At 64.0% G+C, this 17,500-nt stretch carries 16 protein-coding genes and 1 pseudogene; 1 reads left to right on the top strand and 16 read right to left on the bottom strand.

The window, feature by feature from the left end; genetic code table 11:
• Positions 1-27: 27 nt before the first annotated feature.
• Entirely contained in the window at positions 28-456 is a 429-nt protein-coding gene (locus tag C7455_RS15730) for a PaaI family thioesterase (RefSeq protein ID WP_211315502.1), read from the bottom strand.
• A gap of 460 nt (positions 457-916) precedes the next feature.
• Between C7455_RS15730 and C7455_RS20495 the strand changes: the two are divergent.
• A pseudogene (locus C7455_RS20495) lies at positions 917-1,270 on the top strand (LytTR family DNA-binding domain-containing protein); the annotation flags it as partial.
• Between the two features lie 41 nt (positions 1,271-1,311).
• On the opposite strand, the gene pdeM reads toward C7455_RS20495, so the two are convergent.
• From pdeM to C7455_RS15810, 15 genes are all read right to left on the bottom strand, one after another.
• Positions 1,312-2,010, bottom strand: a complete 699-nt coding sequence (gene pdeM, locus C7455_RS15740) for a ligase-associated DNA damage response endonuclease PdeM (RefSeq protein ID WP_109669802.1) — start codon at positions 2,008-2,010, stop codon at positions 1,312-1,314.
• Between the two features lie 40 nt (positions 2,011-2,050).
• Complete coding sequence (locus C7455_RS15745) at positions 2,051-4,471, bottom strand: ligase-associated DNA damage response DEXH box helicase (RefSeq protein ID WP_109669865.1); 2,421 nt, start codon at positions 4,469-4,471, stop codon at positions 2,051-2,053.
• A gap of 58 nt (positions 4,472-4,529) precedes the next feature.
• The gene (locus tag C7455_RS15750; RefSeq protein ID WP_109669804.1) at positions 4,530-5,852 is read right to left on the bottom strand and encodes a P-loop NTPase family protein; all 1,323 of its coding nucleotides are present in this window, start codon (positions 5,850-5,852) and stop codon (positions 4,530-4,532) included.
• Positions 5,853-5,950: 98 nt separating this feature from the next.
• On the bottom strand, positions 5,951-6,454 hold the full coding sequence (locus tag C7455_RS15755) for a prepilin peptidase (RefSeq protein WP_109669805.1): 504 nt from the start codon (positions 6,452-6,454) through the stop codon (positions 5,951-5,953).
• Positions 6,454-7,311, bottom strand: a complete 858-nt coding sequence (locus C7455_RS15760; RefSeq protein ID WP_109669807.1) for a tetratricopeptide repeat protein — start codon at positions 7,309-7,311, stop codon at positions 6,454-6,456. Before C7455_RS15760 ends, C7455_RS15755 begins: the two co-directional genes overlap by 1 nt.
• 42 nt (positions 7,312-7,353) lie before the next feature.
• Positions 7,354-7,932, bottom strand: a complete 579-nt coding sequence (locus C7455_RS15765) for a tetratricopeptide repeat protein (RefSeq protein ID WP_109669808.1) — start codon at positions 7,930-7,932, stop codon at positions 7,354-7,356.
• Positions 7,933-7,973: 41 nt separating this feature from the next.
• Positions 7,974-8,966 carry a type II secretion system F family protein gene (locus C7455_RS15770; RefSeq protein ID WP_109669810.1) on the bottom strand — a complete coding sequence of 331 codons (993 nt, stop codon included), beginning with the start codon at positions 8,964-8,966 and terminating at the stop codon, positions 7,974-7,976.
• A 17-nt stretch (positions 8,967-8,983) separates the two neighbouring features.
• Positions 8,984-9,952, bottom strand: a complete 969-nt coding sequence (locus tag C7455_RS15775) for a type II secretion system F family protein (protein WP_211315503.1) — start codon at positions 9,950-9,952, stop codon at positions 8,984-8,986.
• 5 nt (positions 9,953-9,957) lie between these two features.
• The gene (locus C7455_RS15780; RefSeq protein WP_109669812.1) at positions 9,958-11,421 is read right to left on the bottom strand and encodes a TadA family conjugal transfer-associated ATPase; all 1,464 of its coding nucleotides are present in this window, start codon (positions 11,419-11,421) and stop codon (positions 9,958-9,960) included.
• Between the two features lie 17 nt (positions 11,422-11,438).
• On the bottom strand, positions 11,439-12,686 hold the full coding sequence (locus C7455_RS15785; RefSeq protein WP_342767646.1) for a CpaE/TadZ family protein: 1,248 nt from the start codon (positions 12,684-12,686) through the stop codon (positions 11,439-11,441).
• A 281-nt stretch (positions 12,687-12,967) separates the two neighbouring features.
• Positions 12,968-13,603, bottom strand: coding sequence for an OmpA family protein (locus C7455_RS15790; RefSeq protein ID WP_245904368.1), 636 nt, complete (start codon positions 13,601-13,603; stop codon positions 12,968-12,970).
• A gap of 13 nt (positions 13,604-13,616) precedes the next feature.
• Complete coding sequence (locus C7455_RS15795) at positions 13,617-14,981, bottom strand: type II and III secretion system protein family protein (protein WP_109669815.1); 1,365 nt, start codon at positions 14,979-14,981, stop codon at positions 13,617-13,619.
• A 206-nt stretch (positions 14,982-15,187) separates the two neighbouring features.
• The gene (cpaB, locus tag C7455_RS15800; RefSeq protein ID WP_109669816.1) at positions 15,188-16,015 is read right to left on the bottom strand and encodes a Flp pilus assembly protein CpaB; all 828 of its coding nucleotides are present in this window, start codon (positions 16,013-16,015) and stop codon (positions 15,188-15,190) included.
• 310 nt (positions 16,016-16,325) lie between these two features.
• Positions 16,326-16,562 (bottom strand): hypothetical protein, encoded by a 237-nt coding sequence (locus C7455_RS15805; protein WP_109669818.1) that lies wholly within the window; start codon positions 16,560-16,562, stop codon positions 16,326-16,328.
• A 266-nt stretch (positions 16,563-16,828) separates the two neighbouring features.
• Positions 16,829-17,065 carry a hypothetical protein gene (locus tag C7455_RS15810; RefSeq protein WP_109669820.1) on the bottom strand — a complete coding sequence of 79 codons (237 nt, stop codon included), beginning with the start codon at positions 17,063-17,065 and terminating at the stop codon, positions 16,829-16,831.
• Positions 17,066-17,500: the final 435 nt, after the last annotated feature.

Genomic DNA, 17,500 nt, shown 5'->3' on the forward strand with positions numbered 1-17,500 from the left:
GGCCGCGAGCCTGACAAGGATCTCGCATCAGGCAGGGATCATCGTGCCTTGCAAGATCGCCGTGGCTTTGCGTTCCCCGGTTGCATCCTCGGCCAGAACGGTCGCCCGCACCACGCTGAGCCTGCGACCCGACCGGATCACCTCACCCTCCGCGATCAGGCGATGGCCTGCGGCGGGGGCGATCAGGTTGATCTTCATCTCGATCGTCAGAACCTCGCTGTCCGGCGGCATCATGCTGAGCGCGGCATAGCCCGCCGCGCTGTCTCCCAAGGCGAAACTGGCGCCTGCATGGGCGAACCCGTGCTGTTGCGATATGACCGAGGTGATCGGCATGCTCAGGACCACGCGCCCGGCGTGCAGGTCATCGATCCGGGCGTCCATGGTTGTCATCAACCCCTGTCGCGCAAAGCTGTCGCGGATTGCCCGCGCCACGTCGCCGGACAGTGAAATATTCATGATTGCGCTCCACAACTATCGAGCCGTCGCTCTCTTGGGGTTGATCCTTGGTCTACCTGATGTTTAGGTCTGACGCGCAACTTTTGGTCATATGAACGCTCGAATGGCGAACGGAAACACCTCGGAAGCGTCGGCGGGGGGGCGCGCTACCTGGATCTATCGGTGGTCCGGCTGGGCTCTTCTATCGTGTCTTCTGGCCTTTGCCGCCCCTTACGGTGAGGCGATGTCGCTCGATTTTTTCGGGCGGCTCGGATACTGGGCGAGCATCAATGCCATGGCGATCATGATGGCGGTCTTCGTGCGCAACCTTGTACTGCGGTGGTTTCCAAGCGAGAGCCTTGCCGTGCTGATTGCCATCGCGATCTTGCAGGCGCTGACCCTTGGCCCATCGATCTGGCTGGTGAACAATTATGCGTTCGGCTTCGACATCTCGGGTCCGGTGTGGTTGGCCGAGCTGGTGATGGTTGTTCTCCTCGCCGCGCTCTGTGTCGCCCTGATCCGCTACGAGGTCGGCCGTGTTCGGGCCTTTGCCGCCGCCGAACAGGGCAGTGTGCTTTTGCCCGAGATTGACCAAAATCACAGGCCCGGGTTTCTGGACCAGCCCGACCCCCCCTTGGCGGGCGAGGTTTTGCTGGTGTCGGCCGCCGATCACTACCTTGATGTCGTGACCACCCAGGCGCAGGGTCGTGTTTTGCTGCGGTTCCGAGATGCGTTGATCGACCTCGAAACTGTGCCGGGGTTTCGCATTCACCGGTCGCACTGGGTCGCCGCGTCGGAACTGACCCTGGTCCGGCAGGAGGGGCGTCGTCATGTCGCCGAACTGCGCTCGGGCAAGTCTTTGCCGGTCAGTGACGCCTATGTCGAGGGGTTACGCCTTGCGGGGCTCATGGAGGAGTGCGCCACGGGAAAACGCATTGGGCGGGGGCCCAGCACAAGGATTTCGGCGCGCGGCGAAAAAAGGCACGCCAGTTCGGGGCGGTCACAAAGCATCCCGCCCGTGTAGGCGCCGTAGGCGGGCAAGATCACCCGATCGGCATCCAGCAGCGCGCAGCGCCGGACAATGGACCTGCCCCCCAGTACGATCCGCGCCTTGGGGTGGTAATGACCCGATACCTCTCCCCGTGCGTCCGGTTCCGCGATGTGGCGGAACACCAGCGGTGCGGCGCGGTGGTCGGCGCGGCAGGTGCCACCAAGATCGACCGGGCCCGGATCGTGATTGCCCAGAACCCAGACCCAGCCTCGCCCGGCCATCAGCCCGGTCAATCGGTTCTGGATCGTGGCGGGCAAGGCCCGGGACGCCGCCAGATCATCAAAGCTGTCGCCAAGGCAGATGACCTCGGCCGGATCGGTGGTGGCGATATCATGCGAAAGCCGGTCGATGGTTTCTTCGTTCTCGTAGGGGGGCAGGATAGGGCCGCCCAGCCGGGCCAAGCGCTCGGATTTTCCCAGATGGAGGTCGGCGACGCACAAGAGCCGCCGCGCGGGCCAATATAGGGCCCCCGAGGGCAACAGGTGCAGCGTTTCGCCTTGAAATTCGAAGGGCAGGTTGTTCATGATTTGTTCATAAGGCGGGCAGTGGCGCTGGCGCAAGGGGTCACGATAGGGTTGCACTCAGCCCGGCAGCTGCCATCAGACGCTGCGCCTCCTGCTCCAGCAGGCGTTGGTCTGCGCTTCCTGCGATGGGCACGCGGCCCGGTTCAAGAAACAGGGGGGCGGCCAGCGGGCTGACGCGGCTCAGGCGGGCGTGGTCGATGCGGCCGTCGATGCGGGCCAGCATCGCCTCGATCCGGCCGAAATCCACCAGACCGCGCATGGCCTCGGCCCGCGTGATGTCGAGCATGATGTGGCCGGGGTCGTATTTGCGCAGCGTGTCGTAGAGGATGTCGGTGGAAAAGGTCGCCTGCCGCCCGGTCTTGCGTTTGCCGCCGGGCTGGTTGCGGTCGATCAGGCCGGCGACGATGGCGCTGCCCTTGAAGGTGCGCTTCATCACGGCATTGTCGGCCAGCCACGCCTCCATGGTTTCCACGAGGTTGTCGCGGGTGAAGAGCGGGCGAGGGTCCTCCAGCGGGTCGAGGCCCCAGATCAGCGTCGCGTAATCGGTGGCGACAAAGCCCATCGGGTTCAGGCCCATGTCCTCCATCCGCTTGGTGATGAGAAGGCCCAGCGTCTGCTGCGCGTTGCGACCCGCGAAACCATAGGCCACGACATGTTCGCGCCCGTCATGGGGAAAACTTTCGACCAGAAGCCGGTCGCGTTCGGGCAGGCGGCTGACGCGGCGTTGCAGGTGCAGCCATTCCCGGGTGTGGGCGGGCAGGCCGGGCCAATCGTCCGCTCGGAACATCGCAAGGATGCGGTCGCTGAGTTGGGTGGAGGTGGCGAATTTCGTACCCATGAAGGTGGCGATCTTGGGTTTGAGGGTGGGGGTGCGGCTGACCTCCACCACCATCTCGCGCATTCCCTCGTAGCGCACGATCTGGCCGCCGATCAGGAAGGTGTCGCCCTTGCGGAGCATGGAGGCGAAGTATTCCTCCACCTCGCCCAAGGGCGCGCCGCCGCGCGTGCGTTGGTAGCGGACCTGCATCTTGTCGGCATCGACGATGGTGCCGATGTTCATCCGGATGCGCGTCGTGCTTCGCGGATCGCGCAACTGCCATTGGCCGTCCGCACGTTGTACAAGCCTTTGCCACTGGTCATAGGCCCGCAACGCGTAGCCCCCCGTCGCCGCGAAATCGAGGCAGCGGTCAAAGGTTTTGCGCGGCAGATCCGCATAGGCGCCCGCGGTGCGGATTTCCGCGAACAGCTCGTCGGCGGTGAAGGGGCCTGCGGCGGCGCGGATCAGGATGTGCTGACACAGCACGTCGAGCGGGCCGGTATGATCGGTGTCGCCGTCAAGCTGGTGCGCGCGCACAGCGTCGAGCGCGGCGGTGCACTCGATCACCTCGAACCGATTGGCGGGCACGATCAGCGCCTTGGACGGCGCGTTGTAGCGGTGGTTGGCGCGCCCGATCCGCTGCACCAGCCGCTTGACGTTCTTGGGCGCGCCGACCTGGATCACGAGATCGACGTCGCCCCAGTCGATGCCCAGATCGAGCGACCCGGTGCAGACGATGGCCTTGAGCCGCCCCTCGACCATCGCCTGTTCCACCTTTTCGCGCTGTTCGCGGGCCAGCGCGCCGTGGTGGATGCCGATGGGCAATTGATCCTCGTTGGCGAGCCAGAGGTGATGGAAAAAGATCTCGGCCTGCGCGCGGGTGTTGTGGAAGATGAGCGTCGTGCGGTGCTTGCGGATTTCCTCCAGCACGGCCGGGATGGCGTAGCGCCCCCCGCCGCCCGACCATGGCGGCGGCGTTTCGGTCGTGAGCATGGCGATATCGGGGTCGGGGCCGGGGTCGGCCAGCAAGATCTCGCAGGGGTCGGGGTGGCGGGCGAGGATGCGGGCGATGGCGGCGGGATCCTCGACCGTGGCCGACAGGCCGACGCGGCGCAGGCCCGGCGCAAGGGCGGAGAGCCGCGAGAGGGCGAGCATCAGCTGGTCGCCGCGTTTGGATTCCGCCAGCGCGTGGATTTCATCGACGATGATGCGTTGCAACCCGGCAAACGTGCGGTGCGCATCCTCGTAGGACACCAAAAGCGCAAGACTTTCCGGCGTGGTCAGCAAGATGTGCGGCGGGTCGGCGCGCTGACGCCGCTTTGTGTGCGATGAGGTGTCGCCGGTGCGATCCTCGACCCTGATGGGCAGGCCCATGTCGGTGATGGGGCCGGTCAGGTTGCGCTTTATGTCGGCCGCCAGCGCCTTGAGCGGCGAGACATAGAGCGTGTGCAGACCCTTGTGCGATCCATCCGCCAGATCGGCCAGCGTGGGCAAAAAGCCCGCCATGGTCTTGCCGCCGCCGGTGGGGGCGATCAGCAATTGGCAGGGCGCATCCTTCCGGTCCAGCATGTCTTGCTGGTGCGGGTGGATGGACCATCCGCGAGCGGAAAACCATCCGGCAATCGGGGGGGGCAGGGGGCGCATCATGCCCCCTAGATAGAGGATGGCGGGCGTTTGGAAACAGGGGCCCTTCCCCGCGCCCTTAGTGGACGATCTTTTCCGCCTTGACGTAGAGGTTTTCCCAAGCCCGGTCGATGAACTCCGGGCGCATCTGGTAGGGGATGCCCTCGAAATCGCAGATCGCCTTGATCTGGTCGCACAAGAACACCGGGTGATAGTTGGCGTAGATGTGGTTGATCGTCGGATACTTCGTCTTGAGCAGGTGGATCAGCGACGCCTCATCCAGCGGCACGCCCTTCTTCTTGGCGACCATGGCGAAGATCTTGAGGAATTGTTCCTGCGTCGGGCCGTCGATCTTGACCTTGAAGAAGATCCGGCGAAGCGCCGCTTGGTCGAAGATGTCATTGGGGTGGAAGTTGGTCGAGAACACCACAAGCGTGTCGAAGGGCACCTCGAATTTCTCGCCCGATTGCAGGGCGAGGATGTCATAGGAATTTTCCATCGGCACGATCCAGCGGTTGATCAGCGCCTGTGGCGGTTCCTCTTGCCGGCCAAGGTCGTCGACGATGAAGACGCCGCCGGTGGATTTGAGTTGCAGCGACGCCTGATAGGTTCGGCTGACCGCGTTGTAGTTGAGGTCGAGCATCGACAGCGTCAGCTCGCCCCCCGTCATGACGGTCGGGCGCGTGCACAGCGTGTAGCGCGTGTCGAACCGGGCCGAGGCCTTGCGCAGCGGGCTCTGGTCGGCCGCGTCTTCGGCCTGTTTGACGGGCGTGTGCACGATCGGGTCGAACATGGTGATGACCTGACCGGCATAGGCCAGCGCATGGGGCACATAGATATTGTCGCCCATCGCCGCGCGGATGCCCTCGGCGATCGAGGATTTGCCGTTGCCCGGTGGGCCATACATCAGCACCGACCGCCCCGAGCCCACGGCCGGGCCAAGCTGGTCGATCAAGCCGTTGGGCAAGATCAGATGGCCCATGGAGCGTTCCAGCATGTCGCGCGTCAGCTTGACGTCGCGGATCGACTGGCGCTTGACCTGTGCCTTGTAATCGGCCAGCGGCACGGGCATCGGGCCGTAATATTCGGATTGCGACAGGGCATCGAGCGCGCGCGCCTTGCCGCCATCGGTCAACTGAAAGCCCATCTCCGAGCTGGAGGTTGCGTGCAGTGTGCCCGTCGCCTGCATCAGACCCAGATCGCGCAGGTTGTCGATCAACTCTTGGGCCAATGGGATCGGCAGGGCGATCGCCTGTGCGATCTCGGATGCCTTCTCGACATTTTTGCGGAAGACGGTCTTGAGCAAGATGTCCCGCATCATCACGGGCGTCAGGCCCGTATCCGCCAACCTGCGCAGCGGCGGCGGTGACATCAGTTCGGATTGCGCGACCTGAACATTCATGTGATCGACCCCCGTTTACGCCCCGTTTGCGCGTCGTGCGATACCTTGCCGGGCGATTGCGGCGCTTTCACGGCGTGGATAGGAAAGCGTCGCGGCACTTACAGCCCTGCGCTCAGCCCCAACGCCAGATAGATCGCCAGCGCCCCGGCCAGGGCCACGCCCATCGGAAAGAGCTTGCCCTGTTCCCACGAGGCCCAATCCGGTGTCGCCCGCCGCACTGCGGGCACGCGCGCCGCGGTGCGATGGGTGATCCACGACCCGATCAGGACCAGCGCGAAAAGCATCAAAAAGAACAAGGCATCGCCCGGCGCGATGAAGGGTGCCATGGCTGCGGCGAATTTCGCGTCGCCGGCCCCAACCATGCCCAGCGAGGTGATGACGAAACCGATCACCAGAACGATGACCAGCGCAGCGAGCCGCCACAGATAGGCCTCGATCGGCAAAACCACGAGCCCGAGGACAAGAAACACACCGGTCAGCGCCAGAACGGCGATATTTGGAATGCGCATGGATCGCAGATCACTGAGTGCGACCCAGATGCAGATCGGCAGGGCCAGCGGCAAGAACCACAGCGCTTCGGCAAAGGTCAGGGACAGGGCCATCAGCCGCGAACCTCCGTCTCCAATGCGTCAAGGGCGCGCACGGCGGCGTCGAAATGCTGCGGATGGGTCTCGATGGCATCAGCCAGCAGGCCACGCCCCACATCGGTCTGACCCTGCCGGATCGCGGCCAGCGCTGCCGTATGCAGGAGTTGCGCCCGCTCCACCTCGGTCATGCGCACGAGCGGCATCTGGTAGTTGCCTTGGGCGGCCCGGGCCAGAACAAGGTTGTTCTTGGCGGTGAAGAGGTCCGGGTCATAGCTGATGGCGCGCTGGAACAAATCCTCCGCGCCGCGGAAATCGCCGCGCGTCAGGCGGGAATACCCCCAGTTGTTCAACACGTTGGCCGGGCGCGTTGTCAGGCCGACCGCGATCTCGTAAAAGGAGTCTGCCCGATCCCATTGCTGGTTGCTGTCGGCCACCATCGCCTCGAGCCGGTAGCGCTCGTAGGTCTCGAAGGTGGGCGGAACCTGATTGAGCTGGTTTTGCGCCTCGGCCCAGTTGCCGGCGCGGATCAGGGCACCGGCATAGTCGATCCGGTCTTGTTCGATCGCCGCGTTACCCTCGACGATGGCGCGCCAATGCGGCACCGCTTCATCCGCGCGACCCGCCCGCACCAGGCTTGCAGCCAGACCGCGGCGGAAATCGACCCGCTCGGGGCTTTCGCCATAGGCGCGGCGGAAGTAGGCAACTGCCTCTTCCGGTGCCGCAGCGGTCAGCATGATATCGTTGAGGTTGCTGTCGTCGATGACGCTGAGGGGGCCGTTGGCCCGGTTCACATCCGTGGACCGGGTTGCATCACAAGCCGACACGGCAAGTGCGATCACGACCACCGGAAGGAGCCGGGGGCTGAGAGCCATTTTTTGACCTCTTACTGCTCGATCTCTTAACCTCGGTTCTGATCACGGATCGACGCGGAGTTCGTAAACTCCGCCCCCACGCCGGATCAGCCCAAGGCCATTCTGGTTGTTGGGCTCACTATAGACGTTATTTTCCATTCGCGCGATAGCCAGTCGAAGGTTGTCACGAATCGCGTCCGAAAGGCCACTATCGAGCGCAAAAGCGTGTTCGAAGACGCGCCGGGCTTCGCCGTATTCGCCCTGTTCCATCAGGGTGACGCCAAGATTGTTCCAGGCGGGGACAAAACGGTCATTCTCGTCAAGCGCCTGCCGGAACAACGTTTCGGCCTGTCCGATCCGTCCCAGCGCCAGATTGGCCGCCCCTATCGATGTCAGAACGTCGGCATCCAGACCGCGATCCGCAGCCGCCCGGTAATAGGAGCGCAGTGCAAGTTCATGCTGGCCCGCATCCATCAGGCGGTCACCGACCAGGATCTGATCGACCCCCTCTTGGAGTACCACCGTGCCCGCAGGCGCGGCGATCTCGAGATCTTGCGCAAGCGGATCGAGCCGTCCGTCGTCAGATGTGCCGACACAAGCCGCAAGGCCCGTTATGGCTGACAGGATGATGAGCCCCCTCACCAGTCCCTCCCGTGGTTGCGCAAAGCGCGTGCGCGGCGGGGTCAGCCGCCGCTGCCTTGCAGGTTTTGAGCGATGCCGTAGATCGACGGACCGATCAAGATGATCAGAAGCGGCGGCAGACAGAACATCATCGTGCCCAAGGTCAGTTTCGTAGGCAGCTTGTTGGCTTTTTCTTCCGCCCGCATCACGCGCTTGTCGCGCATTTCGGCGGCATAGACCCTGAGCGCCTCGGCCACCGAGGTGCCGAAGGTCGCGGATTGAATGAGCGTGGTCACAAAGCTGTTCACATCCTGGATACCGACACGTTCGCCCATGTCGCGCAAGACGCGTGTCTTGTCCTTGCCTGCCTTCATCTCGTAGGCGACGATCTCGAATTCCTCGGAGAGCGCCGGGTAGCCGGTGCGCAATTCCTTGGCGACGCGGATGATCGCCTGATCGAGTGACTGGCCTGCTTCGACGCAGACCAGCATCAGGTCGAGCGAATCCGGGAAACCGCTGGTGATCTCGTCCGTGCGGTTCTGCACCCGGCGGTTCACCCAGTATTTCGGTGCGTAGTAGCCAAGGCAGCCAGGGATGAGAACGGTGAGGATCGAGCTTTGGGCCGATCCACCGCCGCCCGAGAGCAGCACGAAGAGCGTGCCCAGCACCAGCCCGCCGATTCCCAGCGCGAATTGCGCGAAATAGAAGGTCTGAACGGCCCCTTTGGAGCGGTAGCCGCCACGCACCAGCTGCAGTTGAACAGCGCTGTATTCCGCCTGATCTTGCGGTTCTAGATATTGGGCGAACCGGTCCAGCCTTGCATCCTTGCCGCCCGCCCGGCGCAGATTGCCGCCCGCGTCATTGGTGACGTCATTGCCAAGCCGCATGTCCTTGATGCGGTCAAGCGGGTCCTTCTTCTTGAACAGCATGGAGGGCAGCGCGATCAGCACCAGAAGCACGCCCAGTCCACCAGCCGCAATCAACGGGCCAAGATCGCCCATCTGCGCCACGAGGAACGCGTTGGCCTTGTCGAAGAGATTGATCAGGAATTGCATTGCGATAGCCCTTCGGTTCAGACCTTGATGTTCACGAGCATCTTCATGAAGATCATGTTCATCAGCAGCATGACGCCAACCACAGCACAGGCCGGGATGAAAACGGGCGACTGCATGACCTCGTCGTAATAGTCGGGCTGCATGATGTTGATGCCCACCAGCGCCAGAAGCGGAAACACCGACAGGAAGGTGCCAGACCACTTGGCCTCGCCGGTAATGGCCTTGACCTTGCGGAACAGTTTGAAGCGGGCGCGGATGACTTCCGACAGACCCTGCAGGATTTCGGCGAGGTTGCCGCCCGAGGTCTGCTGAATGCCCACCGCCACGGCAAGGAAGCGCAAATCCTGGCTGTCGAGGCGTTCGGCCATGGCCCGGATCGATTCCGAGATGTCGCGACCATAAGCGGCCTCATCGGCGATCACGCCCAGTTCCGAGGCCAGCGGATCGGCGATTTCCTTGGACACCGTGTTGATCGCCGAGATGAAGGGATGGCCCACGCGCAAGCTGCGCACCATCAGTTCGATCGCGTCGGGCAATTGCTCGTCGATCATCGCAAGGCGTTTCTTGGCCTTGGAGTTGACCCAGTAGAACACGCCGCCCACGCCCATCCCGACCGACACCAGCAGCCTGATCGGAAGCGAGGTAGCGGTCAGGATTGTCAGACCCAGAAAGGCCGCGACGCCCAAGCCCAGCATCACCAGCATCAGCTGTGGCGGGGTAAAGGCGATGTTGGCCTTTTGCGCCTTGTCCGCGATCAACGTGTAGAGCGGCAGTTTGACCGACCCCTTGTGCTGGTCCATCTCCTTGCGGAGCTTGGCCAGAACATCCTCGCGGGTGGCGCCCTTTTCCAGCATCGACAAGCGGCGGTTGACGCGCGCGTTCAGGCTGATCGTCTTGCCAAAGATGGCAAGGTAGATGCCTTCGACCAGCATGATGATGCCGACGAAGATCCCGATGTAAATCAGCGGTTCGATGGACAGCTGCATGATGCTTACTCCGCCGCTATGGGATCGTAGATGGAGGCGGGCAGGTCATAGCCCCATTGGCGGAACCGCTCGGAATAATGCGAGCGCACGCCGCAGGCGGTGAAATGACCGATGATGGTGCCATCGGGCTTGAGGCCGGTGCGCTGGTAGCGGAACACCTCCTGCATCGACACGACCTCGCCCTCCATCCCGGTGATCTCGGTGATCGACACCATCCGGCGCGAGCCGTCCTGCAGGCGGCTGGCCTGCACGATCAGGTTGACGGCGCTGGAGATCTGGGCGCGCACGGCCTTGAGCGGCATCTCGATCCCGGCCATGGCGACCATGTTTTCCAGACGCGACACGGCATCGCGCGCGTTGTTGGCGTGGATCGTGGTCATCGACCCGTCGTGGCCCGTGTTCATGGCCTGCAACATGTCGATGACCTCTTCGCCGCGGGTTTCGCCCACGATGATCCGGTCAGGCCGCATCCGCAGCGCGTTTCTGAGACAGTCGCGCTGCGTCACCGCACCCTTGCCCTCGACGTTGGGCGGGCGGCTTTCCATCCGGCCCACATGCACCTGTTGCAGTTGCAATTCGGCCGTATCCTCGATCGTCAGCACGCGTTCCTTGTCGTCGATGAACGACGACAGCGCGTTGAGCGTGGTGGTCTTGCCCGAACCCGTACCGCCCGACACGATCACGTTCAGACGGGTGGACACGGCGGCCTGCAGATAGGCGGCCATTTCCTCGGAAAAGGCGCCAAAGCGCACCAGATCGTCGATGCCGAGCTTTTCCTTCTTGAACTTGCGGATCGACACCAGCGATCCGTCGACGGCCACGGGGGGCACCATCGCGTTGAAACGCGAGCCGTCTTTCAGACGGGCGTCGACATAGGGGTTTGATTCGTCCACGCGGCGGCCCACTGCCGACACGATCTTGTCGATGATGCGCAGAAGGTGACGCTCGTCCTTGAACCGGACCTCGGTCAGCGACAGCTTGCCCGCGCGTTCCACGAACACCCGGTTGGGGCCGTTCACCAGAATATCGTTGACCTCGGGGTCTTTGAGCAAGGGCTCAAGCGGACCAAGGCCCGTCACCTCGTCGAACAGCTCCACGTTGAGGGTCTGGCGATCCTCGCGGTTGAGAACGATGCCAAGCTCGTTGAGCTGTTCGGACACGATGGCGGTGATCTCGGCCCGCAGCTCGATCTCCTTGGCGCCTTCCAGCGCCGAGAGGTTGAGGTTGTCGAGCAGACGGGAATGCATCTCCGTCTTGATCTCGTCCAGACGCTGGCGGCGCTTCACATCCTTGTCACCATCGGCGACCTGCGCCGGTGTGCGTGGTGCCTCGACCGCAGGGCCGGGCTTGCGCAGGACGCGGGCCAGCCCGCGCGCATCTTGCGTGTTCGCGGGCGCGGGGCCCGGCACGACCTGGGGCGACGCGGCGGCCTGATCGGGGCGGCCGGGTTTCTTGTATTTGGCGAACATCGTGCTGGGCCCCCTGATTATTTGGCTGCGGCAGCGTCGCTGAGCATTGCCTTGTGCAGACCATCGGCCAGCTTGGCGATCTCGCGGCGCAGCGCGTTCTTCTTGGCCGTCACAGCGAGCGGTTCGCCGTGATCGCCAGCCTGCGCCACGGCCTTGCCGCCATCGGGCAGTTGCGTCGAGATCTTCACGCCAAGGCTTTCGGCCAGCTTCTTGACGCGGCTCTTGCCGTTCAGGTCGGTCAGGCCCGGCGCGCGGTTCAGCACGAAGTTCAGCTTTTCGGCGGGCAGGCCTTCTTCGCGCAGCGCCCGCAAGAAGCGCATTGCGTTCTGCGCCGACCGCATGTCCATTTCCATGGTGGCAAAATAGACATCCGCCCGGTTCAGCACCGTTTCCGTCCACATCACCAGCGTGTGCGGCATGTCGACGATCACGATGTCGAAGCACTGCGTCGCAAGGTTTAGCAGCGCCTCGACCTCTTCGGGGCCAATGACATCCAGCGGCAACAAGACGGGCGGGGCCGGGAAGACCGACAGCTTGCCCTCATAGCCCAGCAGCGCCTGCTTGAAGGCATCCGCATCCATGCTTTGGGCGTCTTGCAACAATTCGATCACCATGTCGCGGCGCGGCAGGTCAAGGAAGGTCGAGACCGTTCCGGCCTGCAGGTCCAGATCCATCAGACAGACGGAGGGGGCCTTTTGCTTGTCGATGCTGGCCAGTTCCCATGCGAGGTTGACGGCCAGCGTCGAGGCTCCGGTGCCGCCGGCAAGCCCCTGAACCGCGAAGATCGCCGATTGACCGCCCATGCGGGGCGCGATCTTGGCCGGGGCCGCGGTTTTCGCGGCTTCCGCCGGATCTGAGGGTTCCGTCGCTGGGGCGAGCGCGGCGGCGAAGGGGGCCGCAGTTGTAGGCTTGGCATCTCTCATGCGCCCGATGGCATCATGCAGCGCGCCCTCGGCCAGCGGGTAGGGCACGAAATCATCCGCCCCGAGCCTGAGCAACTCATGCAGCGCCGCAGGGCTGAGGTCATGGGCCACGATCACCGTGCGCACCGCGCGGGCCTTGCAGGCCCGGATCACCTCGCCCACCTGGCCCAGATCGGCCGCATCCTCGGATGTCACGGCCACCGCGAAGAACCGCAGTTCGGCGGCCTCGGGTTGATCGAGGAAGGCGCGCGCCTCGTCGAAGGTCAGGTCGCCCCATGCTTCGCCCAGTTCCGCTTCCATATCCTCGATCAAAAGATCGAAGTGATGAACGTTACGCGACACCGTGCACGCCAGAATGGGTGCCGGGTCCGATCGCAATGCAAGTCCGCTACTCATTCCTCAAGTCCTATGCTGCCCGGATTTTCCGGATCGTCATTCTGCCGCAACGCGTCATGCGCCGATGATGCCCGGCCACATCGCAGCACGCGGCGTGGACTCGGCTCTCTATGGTCAGAGTGTCACCGTCAAAAGCGGCAACAATAGGACGAAATCAGGGGAATTCGTTTGCAGCTTCGCACCGAAACCCGGCCCGGTGGCGCCAGCGCACACCGGGCCGTTCAGGGTCACTCGGTGCCGCTGCTGCCGCTGCCGGCGTAGCTACGATAGACGATCTGCGCATAGCGCCCATCGAGCACAAGGGGGTGATTTTGCACGAAGCCGGTTACCTCGGTCACGGTGCGCCGGTTGCGGCGTTCCTCGGCCTCGGTGGCCACGATGGGCTGGGTTTCGCCCAGCGACACGAGCGCATCAAGCCGCGAGCGTTCGACCCCGAGGCTGACCAGATAATGGACCGCGGCGCGTGCACGGCGCAGGCCCAGCCTGTGATTGTATGCAGCGCTGCCGACAAGGTCGGTGTGGCCGTAGACCGAGAACCTCACCTCGGGGAAATTGCGGATGAAGGCCGCCTGCTGCTGCAAGATCGCCCGCGCCTCGGGGTCCAGTTCGGCCGAGTTGAAGGCGAAATTGATCGTCGTCGGCACTTCCTGGGCAAAGCGCTGCGCCAGCACTTCGGCGTATTGCAGACGCCCCGTGTGGTAGAGCGCGTTGTTCATCGTCGGGTTGCCAAACCCGCCTTCGTCGATCTGCGACCCGACCTCGCGGCCGCCGTCAAAGACCTGTCCGGGCCCACAGGCCGCAAGGCCAAGGCTTGCGGCCAGCAGCAGCGCTGCCGGACGGTTGATCATCGCGCTCAAACTCATGATCCGCATCATCTCAATCCATCACATAGCCATAGGAACCGGTGAAATCCTGCCTTGCCACATCTCCCGCCGCCGTTCCCGCGCGCGGCGCGCCGCTCAGTCGGCCTTGCAAGAACAGCTCGCGCTCGGTGGGGATGGTCACGCGATCGGTCGGCAGGGCCAGCGCTTCGCCGCGCACGGGCTGGACAAGATGCGCCGTGACGATGATGACCAGTTCGGATTGTTCGCGCTGATAGCTGGAAGACCGGAACAATGCGCCAAGGATCGGCAAATCGCCCAGCCACGGCACCTGACCCAGCGAATCGCGGAAATCATCTTGCAGCAAGCCCGCGATGGCGAAGCTTTCGCCGTCGCGCATTTCGACCGTGGTCGAGGCCCGACGCGTACGCAGACCGGGAACGCCTGTCTGCTGGTTGCCGACCGCCGCATCGATGGAGCTCACGGTCGCATCGAGGTTGAGGTTGATGATGGACCCGTCCACAACGGTGGGGGTGAACTCCAGTTCGATGCCGAAGGGGCGGAACTGGACCGTCGTCTCGCCATCTTCGCGGACCGGCACGGGGAATTCCCCGCCGGCAAGGAAATCGGCGGTGTTGCCCGACAGCGCTGTCAGGTTTGGTTCGGCCAAGGTGCGGACCAGCCCTTGGGTTTCCAACGCTTCAAGCAAGATGTTGAACTGAAAGCCGCTGCCGAAGGTGGTGCCGATGGACAACGCGCCAAGTTCATTGGCGATCCCGGACCCACCAAAGATGTCCCCCGTGGTGCTGCCACCTGCACTGCCGCCGTTCACGCCCAGACGCACACCCAGATCCTGACGGACCGTGCGGCTCATCTCGGCGAACCGCACCTGCAACATCACCTGCTGGCTGCCCCCGACAAGCATCAGGTTCGACACCCGGCCCGGCGTGTAGCGTTCGGCCAGTTCCATCGCGCGCTCGACCACGCGGCCCGAGCTGACCGTGCCCGATAAGACGACGCCGTCATTGGCGGTGCGCACCTCGATCGGCTCGTTGCGCAAGATTTCCCGCAGGCGTTCGCGCAGCTCGGCCACATCGGGCACGACCTGCACCTCGATGTTGGCGATCAGGGCGCCGTCGGGGCCCAGTAGCGTCATCGTCGTGCGGCCGGGCATCCGGCCCAGAACGTAGATCGTCCGCTCGGACAGGGTCGCGATGTCGGCGATGGCAGGATTGGCCACGCTGATCTCGGCAAACAAAAGATCGCTTTCGACGACCACGGCGCGGTTCATCGGAACCGAGAGGGCGGCAGATGTCTGCCCCTCGACCACCCTTAGCGCCTGCGCCTCGGACTGGAGTGCCGGAAAAAACGCGAGCGCGCCGCCGATCAGGCATGCGCGCATGAAACCCATCATGCTCATGGTGATCCTGCCTCTATGACCACTGGTTGTGTGGTGTCTTGCGCACCAACTTTCGACGCACCCTGCATCAAAAAAGGTTTTCGCGCAAGAATCAGTGCATTGCCCTCCAACGTTCATGTGCCTTTTGCACCACGGGGCCGCAAAACGGACACGGCCCTGCGGTGGGTCAACCGCCGGGCCGTGTCCGTTTTTTCTTTTGTTCGTCATTAGTTGGTGCAGGGCACCTGCATCTCCACGACATCGGCGCCGCGGCGGTGGCGGACCGTGCAGATCCGGGGTCCTTCGACCGCTTCGGCCACGGCGGCCCGTTCACCAAGCAATTCGTCGCGCGACACCTCGACGGTTTCGCTGGTCGTCTCGTCGTTCAGACCCACCAAGGCCAGCGTCAGCCGTCCGGCGGCCTGAGCCTGGGTCAGCGCGGCGATATCTGTGGGGCGCGCGGCGAATGTGATGGTGCGCGCGATGATCGGGTTGTTGCGGTCATTGTCGGCCGTCTGGTCAAGGGCCACAATCTGCAGGCTCGAGCGGATCAGGCGTGTGACGCTCTCGCCCTCGCGGCCCTGACCCGTCCAGTAGACGTCGACCCGGTCGCCCGGACGCAGAAAGCCCGACACGCCCGCGACCACGTCGATCTGCAACGTGAAGGCCTGTGTGCCTTCCTCAAGGCGCGAGGCGACGCCGGCATCCTCGCCGGGGGCGGTCACCTTGCCGGCCAGAAGGGGCTCGTGCTGCTCCATCGCGCGCAGAACGGTGCGCTGCGGCTGGCCCTCGGGGAAGATGTCTTCCAGCCGACTGAACGACCCCATGGGCACGTAGTCGGCCGGCCAGCGGATCGCCTGCACGTCGCCCGGCGCCAAACGCTCGCCATACCGCAGCGAGCGGGTCACGACGAAGACCTCGGTTGTGGGGATGATCGCGTCACGCTGCTGCGCCAGCGCAACCTGGTATTGGTTGAACCGTTCCATGGCGACCTTCACGGCAAAGCCTGCAAGGCCGATGCCGAGCAAAAGTACCAATCCGAAAACCAGTCTCATGCGTTTAGTCCTTTCGTCATCTGCTTGGGCTGTCCGGTATCGGTCCGGGCGCCTCTTTTCTGCTCGCCGTGAAACTGGGCGCCAATTGGGGCCGTTTGATGGTCAAAGCGCGAAAATCGCGGGGTTTTGTTTCCGACCGGGCAGCTCCGTCAGTTCGGAGGGTGGATCCCGCTGCATGGCGCAAACATGGCCTTGTTGCGGGCGGGATCGGGCGCTTGTCGAAAATGCCTGACATCCCCGGAGCACTTGCATGCAAAGGGGCCGCCCCTTTTGGGGCGACCCCGATTGCAGCCGCTGGACGGCGGAACGATCAGTTGGCGACCGTGTCCGTCGAAGCGCTGAAGTCCACGTTTGTGGGGAAGGGGTCGGCGGTCGGCTCAGCGTTGGCCAGCTCCTGCGCGATGTCGGTCGACAGGTTCTCGACGCCGCCCGAGACGACGACCATCACGGCCAGGCCAAGGCCGACCACGCCAGCGGTCAGGACGACCCAGTCAACGGTCACGGCGCCGGATTCGGATTTTGCGAAGGTGGTGAAAATGTTGCTCATGGTCTTTGCTCCTGCTCAGGTTGGTATCTCGTTGGGGTGGTGAGGGCCCATGCGGTCGCACCGTCATCGGCCATCCCTTGCTGGCATCTATCGCCTTGCACTGCGGCGCGTTTGGGGCCGAGGCAGGGAATTTCGCGGGTGTTCGTGCGGTGCTTTGCGGGCTGTTCGGCCAGCATGCCCCGCCCGGCCAGGATCACGGAATGCGAAAGGGCCGCGCCATGTCTGGCGCGGCCCTTGTCTGTCAGGCCCTGCGGCCGGATCTTGGATCAGTCGGGCGTCACGTCGGTCGAGGACGAGAAGGTGACGGCGGTTGCGAAGGGGTTGGCGGCCGGCTGTGCGTTGGCCAGTTCCTGTGCGATGTCGGTCGACAGGTTTTCCACACCGCCCGAAACGACGGCCATCACGGCCAGGCCCAGGCCGACGAGGGCTGCGGTCAGAACGACCCAGTCAACGGTCACGGCGCCGGATTCGGATTTTGCGAAGGTCTTGATCAGGTTGGTCATTTGGGGATCCTCGATGGGGTTGGTTTGCTCTGGTATCTGTATGCCCCCGGCTGCCTCTGCCCCGCGGGATATCCCTTGTCTGACCTCTGAATGCGGCGCGATAGTGACCCCTGCGTGCTCATTGTGGGTGTTTTGCGCGGTAAATTCCGGCATGGGCCAGACCGCCTAGCGTGCCATCGAACGCGCCCCGGCGACCCTGCCTGCCGCCAACGCGAAAGGGCCGCGCCATGTCTGGCGCAGCCCTTGTCTGTCAGGCCCTGCGGCCGGATCTTGGATCAGTCGGGCGTCACGTCGGTCGAGGACGAGAAGGTGACGGCGGTTGCGAAGGGGTTGGCGTTCGGCTGTGCGTTGGCCAGTTCCTGTGCGATGTCGGTCGACAGGTTTTCCACACCGCCCGAAACGACGGCCATCACGGCCAGGCCCAGGCCGACGAGC

The sequence above is a fragment of the Roseicyclus mahoneyensis genome, from assembly GCF_003148775.1.
Lineage (GTDB): Bacteria > Pseudomonadota > Alphaproteobacteria > Rhodobacterales > Rhodobacteraceae > Roseicyclus > Roseicyclus mahoneyensis.

Excerpts from the sequence above, each read along its gene's own strand:
- C7455_RS15730 (WP_211315502.1), bottom strand. The coding sequence starts at position 456 with ATGAATATTTCACTGTCCGGCGACGTGGCGCGGGCAATCCGCGACAGC.
- pdeM (WP_109669802.1), bottom strand. The coding sequence starts at position 2,010 with ATGAACAACCTGCCCTTCGAATTTCAAGGCGAAACGCTGCACCTGTTG.
- C7455_RS15745 (WP_109669865.1), bottom strand. The coding sequence starts at position 4,471 with ATGCGCCCCCTGCCCCCCCCGATTGCCGGATGGTTTTCCGCTCGCGGA.
- C7455_RS15750 (WP_109669804.1), bottom strand. The coding sequence starts at position 5,852 with ATGAATGTTCAGGTCGCGCAATCCGAACTGATGTCACCGCCGCCGCTG.
- C7455_RS15755 (WP_109669805.1), bottom strand. The coding sequence starts at position 6,454 with ATGGCCCTGTCCCTGACCTTTGCCGAAGCGCTGTGGTTCTTGCCGCTG.
- C7455_RS15760 (WP_109669807.1), bottom strand. The coding sequence starts at position 7,311 with ATGGCTCTCAGCCCCCGGCTCCTTCCGGTGGTCGTGATCGCACTTGCC.
- C7455_RS15770 (WP_109669810.1), bottom strand. The coding sequence starts at position 8,966 with ATGCAATTCCTGATCAATCTCTTCGACAAGGCCAACGCGTTCCTCGTG.
- C7455_RS15775 (WP_211315503.1), bottom strand. The coding sequence starts at position 9,952 with ATGCAGCTGTCCATCGAACCGCTGATTTACATCGGGATCTTCGTCGGC.
- C7455_RS15780 (WP_109669812.1), bottom strand. The coding sequence starts at position 11,421 with ATGTTCGCCAAATACAAGAAACCCGGCCGCCCCGATCAGGCCGCCGCG.
- C7455_RS15790 (WP_245904368.1), bottom strand. The coding sequence starts at position 13,603 with ATGAGTTTGAGCGCGATGATCAACCGTCCGGCAGCGCTGCTGCTGGCC.
- C7455_RS15795 (WP_109669815.1), bottom strand. The coding sequence starts at position 14,981 with ATGAGCATGATGGGTTTCATGCGCGCATGCCTGATCGGCGGCGCGCTC.
- cpaB (WP_109669816.1), bottom strand. The coding sequence starts at position 16,015 with ATGAGACTGGTTTTCGGATTGGTACTTTTGCTCGGCATCGGCCTTGCA.
- C7455_RS15805 (WP_109669818.1), bottom strand. The coding sequence starts at position 16,562 with ATGAGCAACATTTTCACCACCTTCGCAAAATCCGAATCCGGCGCCGTG.
- C7455_RS15810 (WP_109669820.1), bottom strand. The coding sequence starts at position 17,065 with ATGACCAACCTGATCAAGACCTTCGCAAAATCCGAATCCGGCGCCGTG.